At 67.6% G+C, this 22365-nt stretch carries 22 protein-coding genes; 14 read left to right on the top strand and 8 right to left on the bottom strand.

The annotated features are described in order from the left end of the window. Positions 1-18 precede the first annotated feature (18 nt). Together Pph01_RS29695 and Pph01_RS29690 are read right to left on the bottom strand one after the other, a co-directional pair. A complete protein-coding gene (locus Pph01_RS29695) occupies positions 19-681 on the bottom strand; it encodes an ABC transporter ATP-binding protein (RefSeq protein WP_204076454.1) in 663 nt (220 codons plus the stop codon). Then, positions 681-1379 carry a hypothetical protein gene (locus Pph01_RS29690; protein ID WP_204076453.1) on the bottom strand — a complete coding sequence of 233 codons (699 nt, stop codon included), beginning with the start codon at positions 1377-1379 and terminating at the stop codon, positions 681-683. Before Pph01_RS29690 ends, Pph01_RS29695 begins: the two co-directional genes overlap by 1 nt. A 315-nt stretch (positions 1380-1694) precedes the next feature. Between Pph01_RS29690 and Pph01_RS29685 the strand changes: the two genes are divergently transcribed. Both Pph01_RS29685 and kdpA read left to right on the top strand, forming a co-directional pair. Further along, positions 1695-2213, top strand: a complete 519-nt coding sequence (locus Pph01_RS29685) for a cation diffusion facilitator family transporter (RefSeq protein ID WP_204076452.1) — start codon at positions 1695-1697, stop codon at positions 2211-2213. A gap of 291 nt (positions 2214-2504) precedes the next feature. After that, complete coding sequence (gene kdpA, locus Pph01_RS29680) at positions 2505-4166, top strand: potassium-transporting ATPase subunit KdpA (protein WP_204076451.1); 1662 nt, start codon at positions 2505-2507, stop codon at positions 4164-4166. Positions 4167-4200: 34 nt separating this feature from the next. Here kdpA and Pph01_RS29675 read toward each other — a convergent pair whose 3' ends face one another. Then, positions 4201-4869 carry a response regulator gene (locus Pph01_RS29675; protein ID WP_239117107.1) on the bottom strand — a complete coding sequence of 223 codons (669 nt, stop codon included), beginning with the start codon at positions 4867-4869 and terminating at the stop codon, positions 4201-4203. Positions 4870-4900: 31 nt separating this feature from the next. Next, on the bottom strand, positions 4901-6559 hold the full coding sequence (locus Pph01_RS29670; protein ID WP_204076450.1) for an ATP-binding protein: 1659 nt from the start codon (positions 6557-6559) through the stop codon (positions 4901-4903). A gap of 168 nt (positions 6560-6727) precedes the next feature. On the opposite strand from Pph01_RS29670, the gene Pph01_RS29665 reads away from it, so the two are divergent. From Pph01_RS29665 to Pph01_RS29645, 5 genes are all read left to right on the top strand, one after another. Continuing rightward, positions 6728-7540, top strand: a complete 813-nt coding sequence (locus Pph01_RS29665; protein ID WP_204076449.1) for an ABC transporter ATP-binding protein — start codon at positions 6728-6730, stop codon at positions 7538-7540. Beyond that, positions 7530-8396 carry an ABC transporter permease gene (locus Pph01_RS29660; RefSeq protein WP_204076448.1) on the top strand — a complete coding sequence of 289 codons (867 nt, stop codon included), beginning with the start codon at positions 7530-7532 and terminating at the stop codon, positions 8394-8396. Before Pph01_RS29665 ends, Pph01_RS29660 begins: the two co-directional genes overlap by 11 nt. A gap of 14 nt (positions 8397-8410) precedes the next feature. Next, positions 8411-9460, top strand: a complete 1050-nt coding sequence (locus Pph01_RS29655) for an ABC transporter substrate-binding protein (RefSeq protein ID WP_204076447.1) — start codon at positions 8411-8413, stop codon at positions 9458-9460. Between the two features lie 151 nt (positions 9461-9611). Then, positions 9612-10196, top strand: coding sequence for an ArsR/SmtB family transcription factor (locus Pph01_RS29650; RefSeq protein WP_204076446.1), 585 nt, complete (start codon positions 9612-9614; stop codon positions 10194-10196). Positions 10197-10227: 31 nt separating this feature from the next. After that, on the top strand, positions 10228-10878 hold the full coding sequence (locus Pph01_RS29645) for a hypothetical protein (RefSeq protein ID WP_204076445.1): 651 nt from the start codon (positions 10228-10230) through the stop codon (positions 10876-10878). Between the two features lie 73 nt (positions 10879-10951). Here Pph01_RS29645 and Pph01_RS29640 read toward each other — a convergent pair whose 3' ends face one another. Then, on the bottom strand, positions 10952-11464 hold the full coding sequence (locus Pph01_RS29640) for a YkgB family protein (RefSeq protein ID WP_204076444.1): 513 nt from the start codon (positions 11462-11464) through the stop codon (positions 10952-10954). Positions 11465-11467: 3 nt separating this feature from the next. Beyond that, entirely contained in the window at positions 11468-11614 is a 147-nt protein-coding gene (locus tag Pph01_RS29635) for a hypothetical protein (protein WP_204076443.1), read from the bottom strand. Between the two features lie 951 nt (positions 11615-12565). Here Pph01_RS29635 and Pph01_RS29630 point away from each other — a divergent pair. The 6 genes from Pph01_RS29630 to Pph01_RS29605 all read left to right on the top strand — a co-directional run bounded on the left by Pph01_RS29630 (position 12566) and on the right by Pph01_RS29605 (position 19242). Beyond that, positions 12566-14002 (top strand): M28 family metallopeptidase, encoded by a 1437-nt coding sequence (locus tag Pph01_RS29630; protein ID WP_204076442.1) that lies wholly within the window; start codon positions 12566-12568, stop codon positions 14000-14002. A gap of 261 nt (positions 14003-14263) precedes the next feature. After that, positions 14264-15199 carry an ABC transporter ATP-binding protein gene (locus Pph01_RS29625; RefSeq protein ID WP_204076441.1) on the top strand — a complete coding sequence of 312 codons (936 nt, stop codon included), beginning with the start codon at positions 14264-14266 and terminating at the stop codon, positions 15197-15199. Next, positions 15199-16047, top strand: a complete 849-nt coding sequence (locus tag Pph01_RS29620; RefSeq protein WP_204076440.1) for a hypothetical protein — start codon at positions 15199-15201, stop codon at positions 16045-16047. Before Pph01_RS29625 ends, Pph01_RS29620 begins: the two co-directional genes overlap by 1 nt. Before the next feature lie 80 nt (positions 16048-16127). Continuing rightward, entirely contained in the window at positions 16128-17459 is a 1332-nt protein-coding gene (locus Pph01_RS29615) for a sensor histidine kinase (protein WP_204076439.1), read from the top strand. A 5-nt stretch (positions 17460-17464) separates the two neighbouring features. Then, a complete protein-coding gene (locus tag Pph01_RS29610) occupies positions 17465-18133 on the top strand; it encodes a response regulator (protein WP_373315692.1) in 669 nt (222 codons plus the stop codon). 809 nt (positions 18134-18942) lie between these two features. Then, complete coding sequence (locus Pph01_RS29605) at positions 18943-19242, top strand: hypothetical protein (RefSeq protein WP_204076437.1); 300 nt, start codon at positions 18943-18945, stop codon at positions 19240-19242. On the opposite strand, the gene Pph01_RS29600 is transcribed toward Pph01_RS29605, so the two are convergent. Both Pph01_RS29600 and bla read right to left on the bottom strand, forming a co-directional pair. Beyond that, complete coding sequence (locus tag Pph01_RS29600; RefSeq protein WP_204076436.1) at positions 19217-19957, bottom strand: integrase core domain-containing protein; 741 nt, start codon at positions 19955-19957, stop codon at positions 19217-19219. The genes Pph01_RS29605 and Pph01_RS29600 overlap by 26 nt on opposite strands. 298 nt (positions 19958-20255) lie before the next feature. Then, entirely contained in the window at positions 20256-21173 is a 918-nt protein-coding gene (gene bla / locus Pph01_RS29595) for a class A beta-lactamase (RefSeq protein WP_204076435.1), read from the bottom strand. A 391-nt stretch (positions 21174-21564) separates the two neighbouring features. On the opposite strand from bla, the gene Pph01_RS29590 reads away from it, so the two are divergent. Continuing rightward, positions 21565-22323 carry a hypothetical protein gene (locus tag Pph01_RS29590; protein WP_204076434.1) on the top strand — a complete coding sequence of 253 codons (759 nt, stop codon included), beginning with the start codon at positions 21565-21567 and terminating at the stop codon, positions 22321-22323. The last annotated feature ends 42 nt before the right edge of the window (positions 22324-22365 follow it).

Here is a 22365-nt window from a genome sequence, read left to right as displayed (position 1 = left end):
GAAGATCTGAGGCCGACATCACACCCACCGCCCGTCACGCATCCGCAGGACCCGATCGGCGGCCGCGGCCACGGCGCGGCTGTGGGAGATCACCACGACCGCCGTTCCGGTGGAGGCGTGCTCGCGTAGCAGCGCCAGCACCCTCCGCTCGGTCTCGCCGTCCACCTCACCGGTGGGCTCGTCAGCCAGCACCAGCGCGGGCGCGTTGGCGAGGGCGACCGCGAGACCGGCGCGAGCGGCCTCGCCGCCGGACAACTGCCGCGGAAGAGCGCCTGCCCGGTCGCGGATGCCCACCTGCTCCAGCAGGTCTTCGGCCGGTACGGGCCGTCGGCCGCGCACCAGTCGCTGGACGAGGGCGATGTTGTCCCGCACGCTGAGGTGGTCCACAAGGTTCTTCGACTGGAGGAGGACCCCGATATGCCGTGAGCGGAGGGCACTGCGCTCACGTTCGGCGCGATGGCTGATTCGTTCACCGGCGACCCGTACAGTGCCGCCGTCCGGCTCGTCCAGCCCCGCAAGGCAGTTGAGCAAGGTCGTCTTACCTGATCCCGACGGGCCGGTCACGGCGACGATCTCTCCGGGCTCCGCCTCCAATGTGACGCCCTGAAGCGCGAGAGTCTCTTCCTCCCCGGCCCGGAAGAACCGGTAAAGAGAATGAGCGCTGAGCACGACTGCGGTCATCAGGCCCACCTGAACGAGTCGGTCACGATTCGCCACGGGTCGACGTTGTCCGCCCCCACCGCACCCGACAGGGTCAACACGACCTCGCTGCCCTGCTTGAAGAAGACGTACCGTTCCACGTCCAACGCGACGCTCTTCCCGGTCACCTGATCGGGCGCGGAATCGGCACGGTATTCGGCGAGCACGGCGCTGCCGCCCTTGCGCGGCACAACGGTGACCCTTTTCAGACTGAAACCCGCAGCCCCGCGCTGGATCGCGGGGATTTCAGCGGAGCGTACGGAGTTCACGGTCGGAGCGGTGGACGCGGCAACGCGTTCAATCCGGACGCTGTTGAACTTGTCGGTGAAGATCGTCGCGGAACCCTGCGCCAACCGGGACCAGCCCTCGGGCACCTTCACCGTGAAACCGCCCCCGGACGGTGACCACGGAACGTACACCTGGGTGTCGGGTATGTCGCCAGGCGCGGCCGTCTCAGGAGCAACTGGCGGCTGTGCGGTCGCCGGCGACGATGGAGAAGCGGTCGTGGCGGAAGAGGAACAGGCCGCCACCCCGGTGGTGACGACGAGCCCGATCGCGAGAACGGTGAGTAGTCGACGCATGGTGTTCACCCGCAGCGATGACGAGGCGGCGGATTCGTCCGCCTCTGTTCCCGACGACGCTACGAACCGTGCAGCCAGCGTCTGGCGTGCGTGCGGCAAGGGCGCGGTTAACGTTCACGGCGACACCCGGGGAGATCGTCCCCGGGGCTATGGTCGTCCGGCCCATCCACACCCGTGACGGCGGGGTGCTCGGCGGGCTCAGTCTGGCCGCGACCGCGTCCGGCATTGTCGGAATGTTCCTGCGATGAGGGCAGCACTCCTGGTGCTCGCCCTGGTGGCCGGATGCGCAACGCAGACTGCGACAACACCACCAGAGCCGAGGCTGACGTGGCAGGACTTCCACGGCGTACGGCTACCGCTGTCGGACATCGACGGCCCACGCACACTCGCCAACGACCGAGCATCGGCTGGAACATGATCGGTGTGGTGGTCCTGGCCATCACCGCAATCAAGGCCAGGTCGGTGGCGCTGGCCGGGTTCGGCTTGGACTCGTTGATCGAGATCGGTGCCTCGGCGGTGGTGGTGTGGGAGCTGTCGGGCACCGGCGAGTGCCAGCAGCGCCGGGCGCTACGGCTGATCGCCTACGCCTTCATCGCCCTGGCGGTCTACCTGCTGATCCAATCCACTTGGGTCCTGGCCTCCGATCATCGCGCCGCGCACAGTCCCGCCGGGATCGGTTGGACCGCCATCACCGCCGCGGTCATGTTCGCCCTCGCGGCCGGCAAGGCCCGTACCGGCGCCGCCCTGGGCAACCCTGTCCTGCGTACCGAGGGCCGGGTCACCCTCATCGACGGCATCCTGGCCGCCGCAGTCCCGACAGGCCTGCTGCTGAACACCGTGTTCGGCTGGTGGCCGGCCGACCCCGCCGCCGGCTACGTACTGGTCTACTACGCCGTCCGCGAGGCCCGCGCCATCCTCACCGGCCACCACTGACACGGGGCGGGCCACGACTACGACCCAGGCGTAAACGATCACTGTCGGTCGCACAGCGACACGGCCATCTGAACGCCCGTACAGGCCGAGCGCGATGATCCCCAAGCCTACGAACCAGGCTCCCCGCTGCTTCCGCACGCCCCGCCAGACCAGTCAGGCACCGCCGAGAGGGCGACCAAGAGGACGCACATCATTCACGTAGCAAGTTCATTCATATGCCGTCAAGAGAGGCAATTTCTGGATAGGTGGCCTGATCTACTGCTCCGTGGTCCACATCTTGGAGCGGTAATCATGAGCACCATCATGGCCGGGGTCATCTTCATCGCATCCCTGGTCATCGCCCTCGCCCTCGTCTACCGGCCGGTGGGTGACTACCTTTACCGGGTCTATACGAGCCAGCATCATCTCCGCGTCGAGCGGGTCGTCTACCGGCTGATCGGCGTCGATCCCGGCCGCGAGCAACGATGGGGGCAGTACGCCCGCAGCCTGCTGGCTCTGTCCGCAGTTTCCGCCGTGCTGCTGTACGCCTTCCTGCGCTTGCAGGACAAGCTGTGGCTGTCGCTGGGCTTCCCTCCGCTCAAGCCCGACCTGGCCTGGAACACCGCGCTCAGCTTCGTCACCAACACCAACTGGCAGGCCTACTCCGGTGAGTCCACCATGGGCCACCTGGTTCAGATGGCCGGCCTGGTGGTGCAGCACTTCATCTCCACCGCTGTGGCCCTGGCGGTCGCGATCGCGGTGATCCGTGGATTCACTAGGAACCGTACGAACGCACTGGGCAACTTCTGGGTCGACCTCGTCCGCGGCATTGTCCGTGTGCTGGTCCCCGTCGCCTTCGTCGGTGCGCTGATCATGGTCGCCGGCGGTGTCGTGCAGAACTTCGCGGAACCGCACACCATCACTACGCTCACCGGCGGCCAGCAGGTGATCACCGGCGGCCCGGTGGCCAGCATGGAATCAATCAAGGAGTTCGGCAGCAACGGCGGCGGTTTCTTCAACGTCAACTCCGCCCACCCCTTCGAGAACCCGACGACCTGGACCAACTGGTTCCAGATCTTCCTGTTCATGATGATCCCGCTCGCTCTGCCTCGCGTCTTCGGCCGGATGGCGGGTGACAATCGTCAGGGCTACGCGATCGTCGCCGTCATGGCGACGCTCGCCCTGGTCAGCGTTGGCCTGGTCAACGCGGCCGAGCTCACCGCCCACGGAACCGTTCCCCAGGCGATCGGCGCCGCGATGGAGGGCAAGGACCTGCGCTTCGGCGTGTCCGACTCGGCCACCTACGGCGCGCTCACCACGATCACCTCGACGGGCTCGGTGATCGGCTTCCACGACAGCTTCACCGCCCTGGGCGGCGGCCTGCTGATCTACAACATCGTGACGGGCGAGGTCGCCCCCGGCGGCGTCGGCTCCGGCATGTACGGCATGCTCATCCTGGCCGTGATCACTGTGTTCGTGGCCGGGCTCATGGTCGGGCGCACCCCGGAGTACCTCGGCAAGCGCATCGGGGCCACGCAGATCAAGCTTGCCTCGCTGTCCTTCCTGGTCACGCCCCTGCTGGCGCTGATCGGTACGGCCGTGGCCATGTCGCTGCCCGACCAGCGGGCCGGTATGGCCAACGACGGAGCCCATGGCTTCAGCGAGGTCCTGTACGCCTTCACATCGGCGGCCAACAACAACGGCTCTGCCTTCGCCGGGATCACGGTCAACACCACCTGGTACAACACCGCGCTCGGCCTGACCCTCACGCTCGGCCGGTTCCTGCCGATGCTGCTGGCCCTTGCGCTGGCCGGGTCGCTCGCCGTACAGCGCAGGACACCGGTGTCGTCGGGAACGCTGCCCACCCACGGGCCCCAGTTCGTGACCCTGCTCGTGGGAGTGACGATCGTGCTCGTCGGGCTGACGTTCCTGCCCGCCTTCGCCCTTGGTCCCCTTGCGGAGGGGATCCGGTGAACCATGGCACCGCCTGGGTCCCGGGCTTGACCTTCTAGGTCTGCGCGGGCCACCTGTAGAGATGCTCGGGCCGCCCGGTGGTGCCGTACCGCAGCCCGACGGTCACCCGGCCGTCGGCCGCGAGGTCGGACAGGTAGCGCTGCGCGGTCGCCCGCGACAATCCGAGCCGCGTGGCGACATCGACCGCGGTGACGGGCTCGCCCGCGTCGCGTACGGCGTCGATGACCAGCTGGGCGGTGTGGCTCGAGCGGCCCTTCCTGACGGCCGCGTCGACGCGGTCGCCCTCCCGCAGCGTGCGCATGGCGCGGTCGATCTCGGACTGGCTGAGCGACGGGGCGCGGTCCAGCCGTGCGTGGAAACGCGCGTAGGCCCTGAGCCGTTCGGCCAGGTCGGCTTCGCTGAATGGTTTGACCAGGTAGTTGACCACCCCGTAGCCGAGGGCCTCACGTACGACCGCGCTCTCGGCCGCCGCGGTCAGCATGATGATGTGGCCACCGAGCCTGGGCACGATCGCCGTCCCGGAGGCGTCAGGGAGATACTGGTCGAGCAGCACGAGATGGGGCCGCAGCCGCGCGGCGAGCTCGACCGCCTCGGCCGCCGTGTGCGCGACCCCTCCGACCTCGAACCCGGGGACCCTCCCGACATAACGGGCGTGCAGGTCGGCCACCCGGAAGTCGTCGTCGACCACTAGAACGCGGATCACGATGAACCGCCAGAGAACACGAAGAAGCGTTTCATGACGGACCTGCGGAAACCGCGGCGGACAGGCGGGCGGCCTCGCGCGTGGCGGGCGGCGGCTCGATCGAGCCCGGCAGCCGTACCACGAAGACCGCGCCGCAATCGGCCCCCGAGGCGCGGGTCAGGGTCAGGTCGCCGCCCCTGCGTCGGGTCAGCCGTCGCGCAAGGGCGAGGCCCACGCCGTGCGGGCGGGCGTCGTCGGCGCTGGTCGTGAAGTCCTGATCGAACAGCCGGTCGACGGCCTCGGCCGCCACGCCGTCGCCGCTGTCGACGACCACCAGGTGGAGGATGTCCGCCTCGGCGACCAGCGACAGCTCCACCCAGGCCGGGCGCCGGGCACCGGCACGCGCCGCCGCGATGGCGTTGTCGATGAGGTTGCCGACGATCGTGACCACGTCGAGGGGGAAGCGCAGCTGGCCGGGCAGGAAGGAGTCCGCGCTCAGCCGCAGGTCGACTCCCTGCTCCGAGGCGACCGCGGTCTTGGCGGCGAGCAGGCCGCGGATGTACGGGTCGCGCGCCCGGCCGCCGTCGCTGTATTCGGTGGCGAGCGGGTCGTCGGCCAGTTCCCGCAGGTAGGCCTCGGCCTCGTCCCTGTGCCCGAGGCCCAGCAGGCCGGAGAGTGTGTGCAACCGGTTGGTGTACTCGTGGGCCTGGGCACGCAGGGCGTCGGACAATGCGCGGACGACGTCCAGTTCGCGGGCCATCTCGTCGAGGTCCGTCCGGTCCCGCAGGGTGACCACGTGGCCCAGGTCGTGGTCGCCGCGCCGTACGGGCCCGGCGGTGACCACGAGCATGCGGTCTTCGGTGGCAACCAGCACACCACGCGCGGCGCGCCGCTCGGTGAGGAGCGTCCTCAGCCCGGGCGGCAGCCCGGCGTCGGCGATCGGGGTGCCCGGCGTGGGAAGGCATCCGACGAGCCGGGCTGCGGCGTCGTTCCAGATCGTGACTCGTCCAGCCGGATCGACGGCCAGCACGCCTTCGTCGATGCCGTGCAGCACGGCTTCGCGCTCTCGGAGCAGATCGGCGAGGTCGGCGGGTTCAAGCCCGAGCGTCTGGCGCTTGAGACGCCGGGCGAGCAGCACGGACGCGGCCACTCCGAGCACCACCGCGGTCCCGGCGAAGCCCGCGGCGCCGCGCAGCAGCCCGGTGACCCTGCGGGACACCTGGTCGGCGCCGATCCCCACGCTTACCTGCCCTGCCACCTTGCCGGCGTCGGTCAACAGCGGCACCTTGCCCCGGGCGGACAGGCCAAGCGTTCCACGCTCAAAGGTCACCACCTCGGTGCCGCTGAGGGCCGCAGGCTCGGTGCTCACCCTCTGGCCGATGCGTTCGGGGTCGGGGTGGGAGTAGCGGATGCCGTGGTCGTCGGCCACGACGACGAAGAGCACGCCCGTACGGCGGCGCACGGCCTCGGCCCGCCGCTGCACCTCGGGGGTGTGGTCGTGCGCGGCGACGTCCTTGACGATCACGTCGTCGGCCGCGACTGAACGGGCGACGCCGAGGGCGCGCTCCTCGTACTGACGCATCAGCTCCGCGCGTAGCAGGAGGGCCACCAGCGTGAACCCCACGCCCAGAATCAGCATGAGGACTGCGACCTGCACCAGCAGTGCCTGAGTCGCGAAGCGGGGGTACGGCCTCTTGCCGGGCCAGGACATGGCAGCACGATACCCGTCAAACCCGGCGAAAACAGCGTGAGCACAACGCGCAGAAAGCGAACTACGCGCATTGCTCCCACAACTGGCACAAGCCTGGTGAGGCCGACCACCCCGCCCTACGGTCCGGAGAGCTTCCCGCACAACCGACTTTCAGAAGGGGTGATTTCCGTGCCCGAAGCACCACCGGCCATCGAACTGCGCGGCGTGACCAAACGCTTCGAGACGCGCGACGGCGGGGGACACACCGCTACGCGCGACATGTCCTTCACCGTACGCCAGGGCGAGTTCGTCAGCGTCGTGGGGCCCACGGGCTGCGGCAAGTCCACCAGCCTCTCGCTGATCTCCGGGCTGGCCGCCGCGGGCGACGGGGCGGTTCTCGTCCAGGGCAGTCCGGTGACCGGCATCCCGGACCGGCTCGGCTACATGTTCCAGCAGGACGCCGTGCTCCCGTGGCGTACGGTGCTGGACAACGTCGCGGCCGGCCCCCGGTACCAGGGGGCGAGCAAGCAGGCGGCCAGGGACCAGGCGAAGGACTGGGTCGCGCGGGTCGGCTTGGCCGGTTTCGAGCGTTACTACCCGCACCAACTCTCCGGCGGCATGCGAAAGCGCGTCGCACTGGCCCAGACCCTAATCAACGAGCCGTCGATCCTGCTCATGGACGAGCCGTTCGGTGCGCTCGACGTGCAGACTCGCGAGCACATGCAGGACCTGCTGCTCGACCTGTGGTCGGGCACGAGCGCGGCCGTCGTGTTCGTCACGCACGACCTGACCGAGGCCATCGCCCTCGCCGACACGGTCGTCGTCATGACCGCGGCGCCGGCGACGGTCAAGGACGTCGTCCCCGTCGAACTCGAACGGCCGCGCCGGGTCGAGGAGATCCGGCTCGAAGAGGCGTTCCTCGAGGTATATCGGCGGGTCTGGGACTCGCTGCGCGAAGAGGTGGAGATCACTCGCTCGCGGGGGGCCGGCCGTGTCGCCTGACGTCACCACCCTCGACGCTCCGTCAGGCACGCGGGCCTCCCAGCCCGTACGGCCACGACGGCGCCTGCTCCGCGCTCCGAAGATCACCGCCACGCGGCTCCTGCTGGTCGTGCTCTGGCTCGGTAGCTGGGAGCTGTCGGCCAGCACGTTCCTGGATCCCTTCTACTACTCCAAGCCGACTGCCATCGGGGTACGGATCGTCGACTGGTTCACCAACGGGACGGCCTTCGGGTCGATATGGGAGCAGATGGCCGTCACCCTCGAGGAAGCGGTCGTCGGGTTCGTCATCGGCTCTGTCACCGGGGTGGTCCTCGGCGTCCTGCTGGGCAGGGGCCGCTTCCTCGCCGAGGTCTGCGCACCCTTCATCAAGGCCGCCAACGCCATCCCGCGCATCGTGCTGGCATCGCTGTTCGTCATCTGGTTCGGCCTCGGCATGTCGTCCAAGATCGCCACAGCGGTCGTCCTCGTGTTCTTCGCGGTGTTCTTCAACGCCTTCCAGGGCGCGCGCGAGGTCGATAAGACCATCATCGACAACGCCCGCATCCTCGGCGCCGGACCCCGCCAGATCCTTCTCACGATCGTGCTGCCCAGTGCGACCTCGTGGATCCTCGCGAGCCTGCACGTCGCGTTCGGCTTCGCTCTGATCGGCGCGATCGTCGGCGAGTACACCGGCGCGGACAAGGGCCTCGGCCTGCTCATCAATCACGCCCAGGGCACCTTCGACTCGGCGGGCATCTACGCCGGGATGATCATCATCACGGTCATGGCGCTGCTGGCCGAATGGCTGCTCACCCTCCTCGAACGCCGGCTCCTCGCCTGGCGGCCCCCGTCCAGCGCCCTCGAAGCGCAGATCTGATCGGAGCTCCCGACATGAAAGCCACCTCTCGCCTGCTGGCCACCGCCGCCGCCGGTCTATGCCTGGTCGCCGCCGCCACCGGTTGCCGTGACTCCCGTACGGCCACGACCTCCGCGGGCGGCGCCCCCCAGGTCAAGATCATGATTGGCGGCATCGACAAGGTCATCTACCTGCCGATGAAGCTGACCGAACAGCTCGGCTACTTCAAGCAGGAGGGCCTCAACGTCCAGCTGCTCACCGAACCGTCGGGCGCTCAGGCCGAGAACGTCCTGATCAGCGGAGACGTCCAAGGTGTGGTCGGCTTCTACGACCACACCATCGACCTGCAGACCAAAGGCAAGTGCATCCAGAGCGTCGTGCAGTTCGCCGACGTCCCGGGCGAGGTGGAGATCGTCGCCTCGACCAAGGCGGGCACGATCGCCTCCGCGAAGGACTTCAAGGGCAAGCGTCTCGGCATCACGAGCCCGGGGTCCTCGACGGACTTCCTGACCCAGGCGCTCGCAGTGAAGAACGGCGTCGCCACCCAGGACTACACATCGGTCAAGGCCGGCGCGGGCGCGACGTTCATCGCCGCGCTCGACAACGGCGGCATCGACGCCGGGATGACCACCGACCCCACCGCCGCCAAGCTGGTCTCCACGGGCAAGGGCAAGGTCATCGTGGACATGCGCACCGAGGAGGGCACCCGGGCCGCGCTCGGCGGGCTCTACCCCGCCAGCTCCCTTTACATGGACTGCGACTGGATCCAGAACAACAAGCAAGCCGTGCAGAAGCTGGCGAACGCCCTGGTGAAGACGCTGCGGTATGTCAACGGCCACTCGGCTGAGGAGATCGCGGCCAATATGCCCACCGACTACGCCGGAGACGACCCCGCGCTTTACGCCAAGTCGATCGGCGACACCAAGAGCATCTTCACTCCCGACGGCGTCATGGACGCGGACGGAGCGAAAAACGTCCTTGAGGTGCTCAGCTCGTTCTCGCCGAACGTCAAGGGCAAGAAGGACACCGTCGACCTGTCCAAGACCTACACCACCGAGTTCGTGAAGGCCGTGCCGGCTGCCTGAACCCGTCACCGTCCGTGCCTGGTCAGGGGCCGCCGTCTTGTGCGGCCGGCCAGGCCCGACCGGTGGTGTCGAACAGCGAATTCGCCATGGCGGCAACGCGCGCTCGTTCATCTGCGGTGGTGAAACCTTTTGGTTTCCTATTCTCAGGTGCGTGGAAGAGGTGTTCAGGGCGCTGGCGGATCCGACGCGCCGGGAGCTGCTCGACGAGCTGTTCCGGCAGAACGGGCAGTCGCTGAACGCGCTGGCGGGCAGGTTCGCGATGACGAGGGTCGCCGTGGCGAAGCACCTTCGCCTGCTGGAGGAGGCCGGACTGGTCGTGTCGGACCGGCGGGGCAGGGAGAAACTGCACTTCCTGAACCCCGTACCGATCCGTCTCATCCACGACCGCTGGGTCAGCAAATACACCGAGACGTGGGCCGCTGGCCTCGTCGACCTGAAACGCGATCTGGAGACATGCGTGGAGAAGGTGTTCGAGATCTACATCCGCACCACGCCGCAGCGGCTGTGGCAGGCGATCACCGACCCCGAGACGCGGGAGCAGCCGGACCAGCGGCGGGGCCGCAGGCAGAATGGGGATCGCGTCGGCGAACTGGCAGGCGCAACGCTGGACGTCGGTGATGCCGGCTTCGGCGTACTGCCACACCGTGTCCACGATGTCGTCGTCGACGGGGTAGGGCAGGTGGGCGCTGGTGGCGATGTCCCAGCCGTGGATCAGCGATTCGTGCAGGCTGATTGAAGCAAGGACGGAGCCGGGCACGGTGGCTCCCATGAAGGCGTACGTGCGTTCCAGCGTGTCGTGGGCGGTGAAGGCCGCCACCGACCGGTCAGCGATTGCGCGGAAGGCATTGATGGGGTCGGGGCCAAGGTGGTCGGTGTCGGCTTGCCGCTGGGCGTCGAGTTCGGCCAGGTCCACCTGTTCGCCTTCGACGATGCGGGTGAGCAGCACCAGAGCACCGGCCAGGTGGTTGGCCGCCGATCTGGCCCAGTACGTGGGCGACATGGGTGTAACTGCGTTCCAGCAGGGTCGCGATGGCGGGCGACCGGACGGAGGTGATGGCGCGGCGCAGGTCTTCGGCGTCGTAGATGAGCTCGCCAGAGATGATCTTTCCGTCGTGGACGCGGAGGAGTTCGGCGGTGGTCAGGGTGTCGGGCAGCGGGTCCATCTCCCAGTCGATGATGGAACAGACCAGGTCGCCATCGGTGAACGCGACCTCGCTGGCTGCGGTCCTCACTTGTGGGAAAGTGTGCGGCATGCAGCGTGCTGGCCTGGTCATTTTCGTACTTCTGCGCCCCTGTGCCCGTGGTCTGCCCGTAAGGGCTTCGCCGACCGCGCCAGCCAGCAGGGGGAACTTTTCGGTGTGGAGCCTGCGCGGTTGATCAGCATGCGCGATGCCGGCGCGTCGCTCGTCTTCATGTAAACGATCAGATCACCCTCACCCGGCGCGAAAGCGCGGGGTTAGCCATGGTCAACCCGGCAACGCCCCGCGCAGGTCAAGCGATCCGGCCAGGTGTCCGTGTCGATCTTCCCAGTCGGGCCGCAGCGATAGATTCGCCCAATGTCCATAGGGACGCACCTAGCAGCACCAAGTCTTTGAGCAGAAATTGCCCCAAAGGCGACAGTGCTGGAAATCCTCCGGCGGTGGGATCGCCGATGCCAGGAGTGGTGAACAGGAAACTCAATGTGGTGAGGAACAGCAAAGATGCCGCGGCGCTGCCTACGGCGGAGAAATGCGGAAGCCATGGCCCGAGGGCGACAAGAAGAGCCGCGATGATCTCAACAGTACCCAGGACATTGGACAATGCCCGGACGTTGAGGGCGTCGGCCATCCAGCTCATGAACGGGCTGTGCGTAATGTACTGTTGAATACGCACAGCCTCCGAGTCAGTGTATTTCAGGGCGCCGATCCAAGCGACGACCACCACGAGTCCGTATCGGAGGATAAGGCTGCCGGCGAGCAATACGCACCGTTCGATTATGGGACGATCTCCTTGGGAAGCAATCATCGACTAGCCACTCCTTCTCAAATGAATTTCGACCGCACTCCGCGCCGCTGCCAATGCCGCCTCGGCCGCGTACGCCCCATGTGCCATGCCGAGCCGCTCCGCCGCCTTACGGAAGTCGGCGTACTCCTGCTCAGTCAGCACGAACTTCACGACGAAAGGCCTCGGCACAGCCTGGCGCTCTCGCCGGCGCTGCCGCACCTTCCTGGACCCTGTGTCCTCTTCCCCATCGGACATGCTCTCGACCGCTCCCCCGACGACCGCGCCCGGTCCCAGTTGATCAGGACCCACCCGCACAATCTGCGGAAAGTGGGCCGTTCTGATCAACTTTGTCCCCCTCTGAAGCCCGCCGGATTCAGTGGTAATGGGACATTACGAATATCCTCCCGCTCCTGTCCCGCAGGCGTGCCACTTGGTGCCGTCGAGTCGCGTAGGCGGAATGGCGACAGGGGACATCGGCGGCTTCGTCTGGCTGGGACTGCGAGGCGGCTGAGGCCTCGCGCACGTATCGATCAAGCGAAGGACGTTCGTTACCGGCTTGATGGAGGTGGACCTGTCCAAGCAGGTGCACATGACACTCCGGAACTGGTACCACACGACCGGAAGCCGGGCGGCTGGGTCGAGCAGACCGGCTGGATGCTATCTGCTGACCCGGCGCCACTTGCGTAATGAAGGCCACTCACCCAGTGGCGGTGCTCCGTCCAAGGTCTCGAGCCAACTGTTGCAGACCTCGGCAACATAGACGTCACCGGCGGAATCGATCGCCACGGCGCACCGGTCTCCGACTCCCTGACCTCGAGCTTCATGAATTACGTGATCAGAGGCAACGGCCAGGACGTGCTGAGAGCCTTCGGGCACCTGCCGTGCAACACGCCGGACGGCCTGAAGCGCTGCCAGTCGTGAGCCTGGCGCGCCACGGTCGCTGCGACACGGGACCGCTCGGCGCGGTCCTGAACGAGCGCGCGAAGACGTGGGCGGCGCCCTCCAGCCGCCCCCTCCCACCGCGATGAGCATCCGCAAACGGCGAGAACGAACGGCCGGGGAAGCTCAAACGGGACACATTCGACCATGGACAAAGTTTTCGTCTCTGGATAAACCGACTATGTGGATGACAAAGATTCTCAACTCCCCAGTAAGGCCAGTCGTCGTACCTTCCTCTCCATTTCGGCGGCCGCAGCCGCCGCGACCGCGGTAACCATCGACGGCCGTCCGGCGGCGGCAGCGGACTCAACCCGGCCGACCGGTCCCGGCCGGCCCGCCACCGACCAGCACCCCGACGCCGAACTGCGCGCTCTGCTGCGCGACATCGACCAGCGACGCGTCGAGGCCACCGTCCGCAAGCTCGTGAGCTTCGGGACCAGGCACACCCTCTCGACCCAGGAAGATCCGGACCGTGGTATCGGCGCCGCCCGTGACTGGATCTTCGCCGAGATGGAGCAGTACGCCGCGGCGTCCGGCGGGCGCATGACCGTCGAACTGCAGTCCTACATCCAGCAGCCCGCCTCCCGGATACCCACCGCCACCCGCATCACCAACGTCGTCGCCACACTGCGCGGCTCCGTCACCCCTGACCGGATATACGTGGTGTCAGGTCACTACGACTCACGGGTCACCGACATCATGAACGCCACCGCGGACGCGCCAGGCGCCAACGACGACGCCTCGGGCGTGGCCGTCGCCATGGAACTCGCCCGAGTCATGGCCCTCCGCCGGCCGAAGGCCACCATCGTCTTCGCCGCCGTCGCGGGGGAAGAGCAAAACCTGTACGGCGCGCGGTACATGGCCGCACAGTACAAGGCCGTAGCCGCCGACGTGCAGGCGATGTTCACCAACGACATCATCGGCAGCAGCACCGCCGACGACGGCACCCGAGATCCTCGCACCGTCCGGCTCTTCGCCGAGGGCGTGCCCACCGCCGAGACCCCCGCCGAGGCCAACACCCGCCGCTCGGTCGGCGGCGAGAACGACTCGCCCGCCCGCCAGCTCGCCCGCTTCGTCACGAACGTCGCCGACAACGACGCCACCGGCATGAACATCCGGATCATCTACCGCCGCGACCGCTACCTGCGCGGCGGGGACCACATCGGCTTCCTCGAACAGGGTTATCCCGCCGCCCGCTTCACCGAACCCAACGAGAACTTCGACCACCAGCACCAGGACGTACGCGTCGAGAACGGCAAACAGTTCGGCGACCTCCCGGAATTCTGCGACTTCGCCTACATCGCCCGCGTCGCCCGCGTCAACGCTGCCACCATCTGGTCACTTGCCCAGGCCCCCGGCACGCCCAAGAACGCCAAGGTCCGCACCGACCAACTCAGCAACGACACCGACCTCGTCTGGACCCGCGGCACCGAACCCGACCTTGCCGGCTACGAAATCGTCTGGCGCGAGACCACCAGCCCGGACTGGACCCACGTCATCCCTGTCGGCGACGTCACCGAAGTGCGCATCGACTTGTCCAAGGACAATGTCTTCTTCGGCGTACGGGCCATCGACAAAGCTGGGCACCGCAGCCCCGTCAGCTTCCCCGTGCCCTCCTGACCCGACGGGGGCAGGGCACATCACAGCACGTGCCCTGCCTCTCACCCGCCTTGCTCGCCACCGTCCAGGAGCAGGGTGAGCGTGCCGCCCTTGTCCGGGCGCTCGTCCGAAGCCTGCCAGAACCGCCGCGGGATGGTACCCCGGTACCACTCGCTCCTCGGATCTCGGCTCCGCGGTACCACGGATCCCGCTGGTCCCGGTCCTAGCGTTGCAGGTGAGGCGGGCCGGGAAGGCTGGTCCGTGCGCACGTAGGGATGACTGATGATCGAGGCACACCAGCTGACGAAGCGGTACGGGGATAAGACGGCGGTCGACCAGCTGGACTTCACCGTTCGGCCCGGCACCGTCACCGGATTCCTGGGGCCGAACGGCGCGGGCAAGTCCACCACGATGCGGATGATCGTCGGTCTGGACGCCCCGACCAGTGGCTCGGTCATTGTCAACGGCCGCCGTTACGCCCAGCACAGGGCCCCGCTGCAGGAGGTCGGCGCGCTGTTGGAGGCCAAGTCCATCCACCCCGGCAGGTCGGCCTTCGACCACCTCATGGCGCAGGCCTACACCCACGGCATCCCGCGACGCCGGGTGGAGGAGGTGGTCGCGCTCACCGGGCTGCAGTCTGTGGCGAAGAAGCGCGCCGGGTCGTTCTCGTTGGGAATGGGCCAGCGCCTCGGCATCGCCGCGGCACTGCTCGGCGACCCGCAGACCGTCATGCTCGACGAGCCGGTCAACGGACTGGACCCCGAGGGCGTGTTGTGGATCCGCAACTTGCTGACCGGGCTGGCGGCCGACGGCCGCACGGTCTTCGTGTCCTCCCACCTCATGAGTGAGATGGCGCTGGTCGCGGACCACCTCATCATCGTCGGCCGTGGCCGTCTGCTGGCCGACACCACCGTACGGGACCTGGTTCGCCAGGCCGGTGGTGACACCGTGAAGGTGGCCACCGGCGATCCGGCCCGCCTGCGCGAAATCCTGACGAAGCCCGGCGTCGAGATCACCGGCCAGGCCGGCTCGGAGGAGCTGCAGGTGACCGGCCTGTCCGCGCGCTCCATCGGGGTCTGCGCCGCCGAGCACGGCATCCCGTTGTTCGAGCTCACCCCGATGACCGTCTCCCTGGAGGAGGCGTTCATGGAGCTGACCCGGGACGCCGTCGAGTACCACGGCACCACGGGCATCCAGACCCTCGGGAGGGCCGCCTGATGAGCACCATCGCCCCGGCCCATACCTCCGCACCCGCCCCTTCGCAGTCCACACGCCCGTCCTACAAGGTGACCGGACTGCGGGTGCTGCGCTCGGAGTGGGCCAAGCTGTGGTCCCTGCGCTCCACATGGATCACCCTCGGTCTGGGCCTGCTGTTCCTGATCGGCATCGGCCTCATCGCCGCGGCGCAGTACAAGTCCAGGATCTCCTCCGGCCACCACATGGACCCGGACTTCGCCGACGCCACGGCCGTCAGCCTCTCCCTGTTCGGCACGAGGTTCGCGCAGCTGGCGCTGGGCGTCCTGGGCGTGCTGGTCACCGCGGGCGAGTACTCCACCGGCATGATCCGCTCCACGCTCGCCGCGGTCCCGCGCCGCCTGCCGGTGCTGTGGTCCAAGTCCGCCGTGTTCGGCCTGGTCGCCCTCGTGGTCAGCACCGCGGGTGTATTCGTCACCTTCTTGTTCGCCGGCGGCATCGTCTCCGGCACCAGGGCGGCGATGACGCTCTCGGACGCCGGGGTGGTCCGCAGCCTTCTGGGTGCGGGACTCTACCTCGGCCTGGTCGCAGTGATCGGTACCGCCCTGGGTGCCCTGCTGCGCTCGGTGGCAGGCGGCATCTCGGTGCTGGTCGGCGCCTTGATGCTGATCCCCGGCCTAATCTCTCTGCTGCCCAGCGCCTGGCAGGACAACATCAGCCCGTACCTTCCCAGCAACGCCGGCGAGTCGATGTTCGCCCTGCACCACGACGCCACCACGCTGTCGCCCACGGCCGGGATGCTGGTCTTCCTCGCCTGGACCGTGCTGGCGCTGGCCGGTGCCGCCTGGCGCCTGGCGCGCACCGACGCCTGACACAGTCCTCGCATACCGCCCGCGCGGTGCCCGGCCTCGGCCTGGCGCCGCGCCGGCGTTCCTTCGCACATCATGGACAGGTGACACCTGTGAGCAGCGGCGACACCGCCGGAGTGGAAGTGCCTGCCGGCCTGCCGCACCACGGGCCGGACCCCCTGCAGGGTCACCCGCTGGTCGCGCGGCTGGCCCGGGTCGGCCAGCTGATGCGACAGGCGGACCGGGACCACCCGTGGGTACTGGATACGGCAGTGGTGGCCGGCGTCTTCTTGATGTTCTGCGTACCAGACCTCGTGGACGACGGCGATCCGCGTGAGCTGCGGATCACGTTCACGCACTTGCCCGTGGCCGGCACGCTGGCACTGCAGGCCGGCTTGCTGCTTCCCCTGCTCTGGCGGCGCAGGACACCGTCCGTGGCGTTCGCCCTGATCGCGGCGGTGTTCATGCTGCAGTGGTCCCTGGGGGCTTTACTGCGCGCCGATGTCGCTCTGCTCGTCGCTCTCTACAGCCTGGTGCTGCACGGACGCCTGCGGCATCTGCCCTGGGCCTGCGCGGCCATGGCCGGAGCGCTGGCCTTGGTCGCCGTGCGCGTCTCCACCGCGGTGTCCGTCTGGGACGCCATGTTCTTTCTGGTCAGCGCCGCCACCGCGGCCGTCGCCCTGGGCCTGGCGGTGCGGATCCGACGCGCCCAACTCGCCGTCCTGCGCGACCGCGCCGCCCGCCTCGAAATCGAACGCGACCAGCGCAGTAGGCTGGCCGCCGCTACCGAACGCACCCGCGTGGCCCGCGAAATGCACGACATCATCGGACACAACCTGTCCGTCATCATCACCCTCGCCGACGCCGGGGGGTACGCGGCCGACGTCAGCCCCGACCGGGGCAACGAGGCTCTCCGGCTGATCGGCGACACCGGCCGCCAGGCATTGGGCGAGCTGCGACGCATGCTCGGCATCCTGCGCGAGCGGACGGGGGCGCCCGAACTCAACCCGCAGCCCGGAATCTCCGACCTCGACGCGCTGTGCGCCCGTATCCGGGCGGCCGGACCGCAGATCGTCTACCGCTCCGGCGGCGAACTCAATGCCCTGGACCGCGGGGTCCAGCTGATGGTCTACCGCATCGTCCAGGAGGCGCTCACCAACGCCCTCAAACACGCCGGCCGCGACACGCGGGCCCACGTGATGCTCACCGTCGCAGGCTCACAGCTGCGCGTGCGCGTCCACGACACCGGCCCGCCCCACGGCACCGGGCAGCCCAGGCCGTCGCACGAGGACGGCCACGGGCTCGCCGGCATGAGAGAGCGCGCAGCCCTGTACGGCGGTACCGTCACCGCAGGACCCGCGCCCGGTGGAGGATGGATCGTGGAGGCCGGCCTCGACCTCACCCCGATCCCCCACACATCAGGCGGCTCGGCGTGACCACCGTGCTCATCGTGGACGACCAGTCCCTGCAGCGCTACGGCTTCCGCATGCTGCTGGAGACCGCGCCCGACACCGAGGTGGTCGGCGAGGCGGCGCATGGAGCCGAGGCCGTCCGTATGGCAGCCGAACTACGGCCCGATGTCGTCCTTATGGACATCCGCATGCCCGGCATGGACGGCATCGAGGCCACCCGCCGCATCATCGCCACCGGAGGACGCTCCCGCATCCTCGTCCTGACCACCTTCGACCTGGACGAATACGCCCATGCAGTGCTGCGCGCGGGAGCCAGCGGCTTCCTCCTCAAGGACGCACGCCCAGAGGAGCTACTGGCCGGCATCCGCGCCGTCGCCGAGGGCGACGCCGTCATCGCCCCTGCCCTCACCCGACGGCTTCTCGACACCTACGCTCACCACCTGCCCGGAGCGCCACAGGGCCGAGAGGGCAGCATGGATCCCCGTTGGCGAGCACTGACCGACCGCGAGCGGGAAATCCTGGTCGCCATCGGGCAGGGCTGGACCAACGGCGAGATCGCCAAGCATCTGGTGCTCTCGGAATCCACCGTGAAGACACATGCCGGCCGGGTGCTGGCGAAGATCGGAGCCCGCGACCGCGTCCAGGCCGTGATCTTCGCCTACGACCTGGGCCTGACCCACCCGAACACGCCCGGCTGACCATGATGGTTGTGCCGCGGGTGCCCGGGGGTCAGCGAACGGGATCGCCGCAGGTACGCCTCGAGCCCTGGCCTCAGGGGCCGGAGCTCGACCCGCACTCGTGGAATCAGAAGCTCGTGTAGCTCGTTCGAGTTGCGCACGTCGATTGCCCCCAATCGCTTTCGGAGGTGATCCTCGCCCCTCATGGTTGCTATGTAATCACTTAGCTACAGGAGGTGACTGCGATGGCACTGTTCATGCTATGGGTGCCTATAACCTCATCCACCTGGTGTGACCTGCAATGATGCGGATCTGTTCGTGGACGAGGGATGTGCGTGTGGTGCTGCATGATGGACGGTCATGTGTCTGCGGTTCGTCTATCTCTTCGTCGTCAGCGTGTTCTCCTGGATGCGGTTGGCCCGCCGGCAGGGTGCGTGGAAGGACGCGGAGATTGTGCTGTTGTGTCACCAGCTCGCCGTGCTGCAACGCCAGCAGGTGCGCAGGCCGAGATTGAGATGCCTCGTGGGGATATCGCCGGATCCACGGTGAGCTCGCGGCGCTGGGCATCACGGTCGCCGCCTCCACCGTCCGGGAGATCCTTCGCGAGCACGGCATCCCACCCGCACCCCAAAGGCAGAGCACGACCTGGGCAGACTTCCTGCGCAGCCAGGCCGACGCCCTGCTTGCCTGCGATCTCTTCGAGGTCCGCACGCTGACCGGCACACGGCTGTACGTCTTCGCGGTCATCGAGCACTCCACGAGGCGCATTCGGATCCTCGGCGCCACCGCGCACTGCGCGATGGCACGAGCGGCGTTCCGCTGTTCCTCGGGTGAAGGAATCCGCGGGCAGGAAGAAAGGCCGCGGTGCCACCGGCTACGGCAACCCCTACCTGGCTCGCGTCCTGGGCGAAGCCGCCGTCTCCGCCGGCAAGACCAACACCTTCCTCGGCGAACGCTACCGCCGCATCGCCCGACGCCGCGGCAAGAAGAGAGCCATCGTCGCCGTCGGCCGCTCCATCCTCGCCATCGTCTGGCACCTTGAAGGGTGTCAAAATCCGGCCATGAGTGTCCACCTGCGGCCTTCGCAGCCGAGCCTGTCCTTGGTCAGCCTGCTCTCTTGTACTCGTTGATCAGACCGCCGAGGACTTGGCGGCGTTCGATCCAGCCGACCGGGATGCGGATCAGGTCTGCGCCGTCGGCGGGAGGTCGAAGATCCAAGGATCGGTGTGGCCTGTGCTGGTTGTAGTGGACCGCGTATTCGGTCAGCATCATCCGCAGGTGCCACTCCCCGAAGATCAACATCCGATCAGTGCACTCGCAACGCGCTGTCCACACCCACCGCTCCGTGAACGCATTCGCGCGAGGCGACCGGGGCGGGATTTTGATCACTCTTGTGCCATTCCCGGCCATGACCTCATCGAAGGCCCGCGTGAACTTGGCGTCCCGGTCGCGGACAAGGAACCAAAACTCGCCAGCCCGGTCCCCTAGATCGACCAGGAGGTTGCGGGCCTGCTGGGCGACCCATGCTCCGTCTGGTCTGGCGGTCACGCCCAGGACGTGAACGAACCGGGTCCCGACCTCGACCACGAAGAAGACGTACAAGCGGCGCAGCGTAACGGTGTCGACCGAGAAGAAGTCACACGCCAGCGTGCTGGCTGCGTGGGCGCGGATGAAATCGCGCCACTGGTCATTGCCGCGCCGAGGTGCAGGCTCCAGGCCCGCCCGCTTCAAGATCCGGCGGATCGTCGCACTGCTGACCCTGTACCCGAGACTCGTCAGCTCGCCGCGTATCCGCTCGTACCCCCACGAGGAGTTCCCCCGGGCCAGCCTCAGCACTAGCGCCACGATCGTCGGGTCGGTCGGTGGCCTGCCCGGTTTCGCTGAGGATAGGTCCACTGGCGGGCGACCAGTCGCTGGTGCCAGCGCAACAGTGTGCCTGGCGTCACCAGCCGATGCACACGTAGCGCCTTCGGCAGTCAAGATCAGATGCCCTCTAAGGGTCAGTGGCAGCGAAGATCCCAACCGGGCTCCGTGCTGTCGAAGATCTCGACGATGAACGACCCAGGCCGGCCGTTGTCGAATCGGCTTGAATGCTTGGGGATCACGGCCCGATTCGTCTCCTGCCTGGAGGTGGTGATGCAGGTTAGTTGAGAGCGGAGACGATCTGCGTTGTGGTTGCGGCGATCAGGGCGTCTTTGGGCGGGGTGTTGTATCCGGATCGGTCGGACATGATGGCCACCACGAGCGGGGCGGTATGAGGCGGCCACACGATGGCGATGTCGTTGGCCCTGCCGTAGTCGCCGGTTCCGGTCTTGTCAGCCACCGTCCATCCCTTGGGAAGCCCGGCCCGGATGCGTTTGGCGCCGGTGGTGTTGCGTTCGAGCCACTCTTTGAGCAGGGCGCGTTTGTCGGCGGTCAGCGCGTCACCAAGCACGAGCTTGTGGTAGTCGGCGGCGATCGAGCGGGGAGTGGTGGTGTCGTGCGGGTCCTGAGGGCGGTCTCTGTTCAGCTCGGGCTCGTAGTTGTCCATGCGGCTGATGGTGTCTCCGAGTCCGCGCAGGTAGGCGGTCAACTGCGCCGGACCGCCGATGTCGCGCATCAGCAGGTTGCCGGCCGTGCCGTCGCTGTAGCGGATGGCGGCATCACACAGTTGCCTGATGGTCATTCCAGTCGCGACGTGCTCCTTGGTGATCGGCGAGATGGAGTTGACGTCGGCCCCGGTGTAGGTGACGCGCTTGTCCAGGTGACTGAGTGGGTTTCGGTGCAAGACCGCCGCCGCGGCAAGTGTCTTGAAGGTGGAGCAGAACGCGAAACGCTCGTCCGCACGATAGGCCACCGTGGCGCCGGTACCGGTTGCCAGGGCGTACACGCCCAGACGGGCACCGTGCTTGCGTTCGAGCGCCGCGAACCGCGAACTGTCCGGGGAACTAGCAGAGCGGCGAACCGGCGCCGGGGATGCCCCGGAGGCTGAGCGATCACCTGCGTCGCACCCCGCCAGTGGCAGGAGAGCTGCGGCTACCAGCAAAACACGGCGGGACGGGCCGGACTGCTCAAAGGACATTCGGTAGGTACCTGCTTCACTTGCCCGGGGCTCTACGCGATCACGACCTCAAGGTAACGCACACCACCGACATCCGCTCAAACCACAGCCGATCTTCTCGGCCAACACAAGGCTACGCATGCCCGCCGCCATCAATGTCCGGGTGTAGACCTGTGGGTGCCGATAATTCATCCGCGCAGGTCGCAGCACTGATCGATGATCATGCGTTGTGAATCCAGGAGGCGTGAGGGCTGGGCCGCCACGGCATGATGGTCTGTCGTGCTGCTGCGTCTGGCCTACCTCACCGTGACGAACACCTTCGCGTTCATGCGGCTGCTGCCAAGGAGCGATCGCGACAAGGAAATCGAGATTCTGGTGTTGCGGCATCAGCTGACGACCTTGCAGTGCCAGTGTGGCCAACCCCGTTTTCACACCCGGCGACCGCTTCGTGCTCGCCGGGCTGCTCCACCACCTGCCGACCGACAAGCTCCGACACCTCACGTTGCTGGTACGCCCGGACACCGTCCTGCGCTGGCACTGTGACCTGCTGAGATACCGCCACGCCGCGGCCTGCGCACCCCGGCGGCGGGGACGCCAGCGCACCATCCAGTCCATCCGCCTCCTGGTGCTGCGACTGGCCCGCGAGAACTCCTTCATGGGGTTACCGGCGTATCCACGGCGAACTGGCCGCGCTCGGCATCACCGTCGCCGCCTCACCGTGTGGGAGATCCTGAAAGCTCACGGGATCGACCCGTCTCCCGGGCGGGCGCACACCACCTGGCCCGACTTCCTGCGCAACCAGGCCGACGCGGTACCGGCGTGTGACTTCTTCGAGGTCCGCACGCTGACCGGGGCGCGACTGTACGTCTTCGCCGTCATCGAGCACGCCACCCGCCGCATCCGGATCCTCGGCGCCTCCACACACCCCACGGAGCAGTGGGTCACCCCGCTCGGCCGCAACCTCCTCAGGGACATGCAGAACGCGGGCAGCAAGGCCAGATTCCTCATCCGCGACCGCGATGCCAAATTCACCGCGGCCTTCGACGCTGCGCTGGCCGACGCCAGACTGCAGGTCGTCAAGACCGGTATTCGGATACCCCGAATGAACTCGATCATGGAACGCTGGATCCAGACCTGCCGACGCGAGTTGTTAGACCACACCCTGATCTGAAACCAGCGCCACCTTCTACACGCCCTGCGCGAGTTCGAGACC

The sequence above is a fragment of the Planotetraspora phitsanulokensis genome, assembly GCF_016863295.1.
Taxonomy (GTDB): Bacteria; Actinomycetota; Actinomycetes; order Streptosporangiales; family Streptosporangiaceae; genus Planotetraspora; species Planotetraspora phitsanulokensis.
Note: the sequence above shows the minus strand (reverse complement) of the source record. Positions and strands in the feature narration are given on the sequence as shown.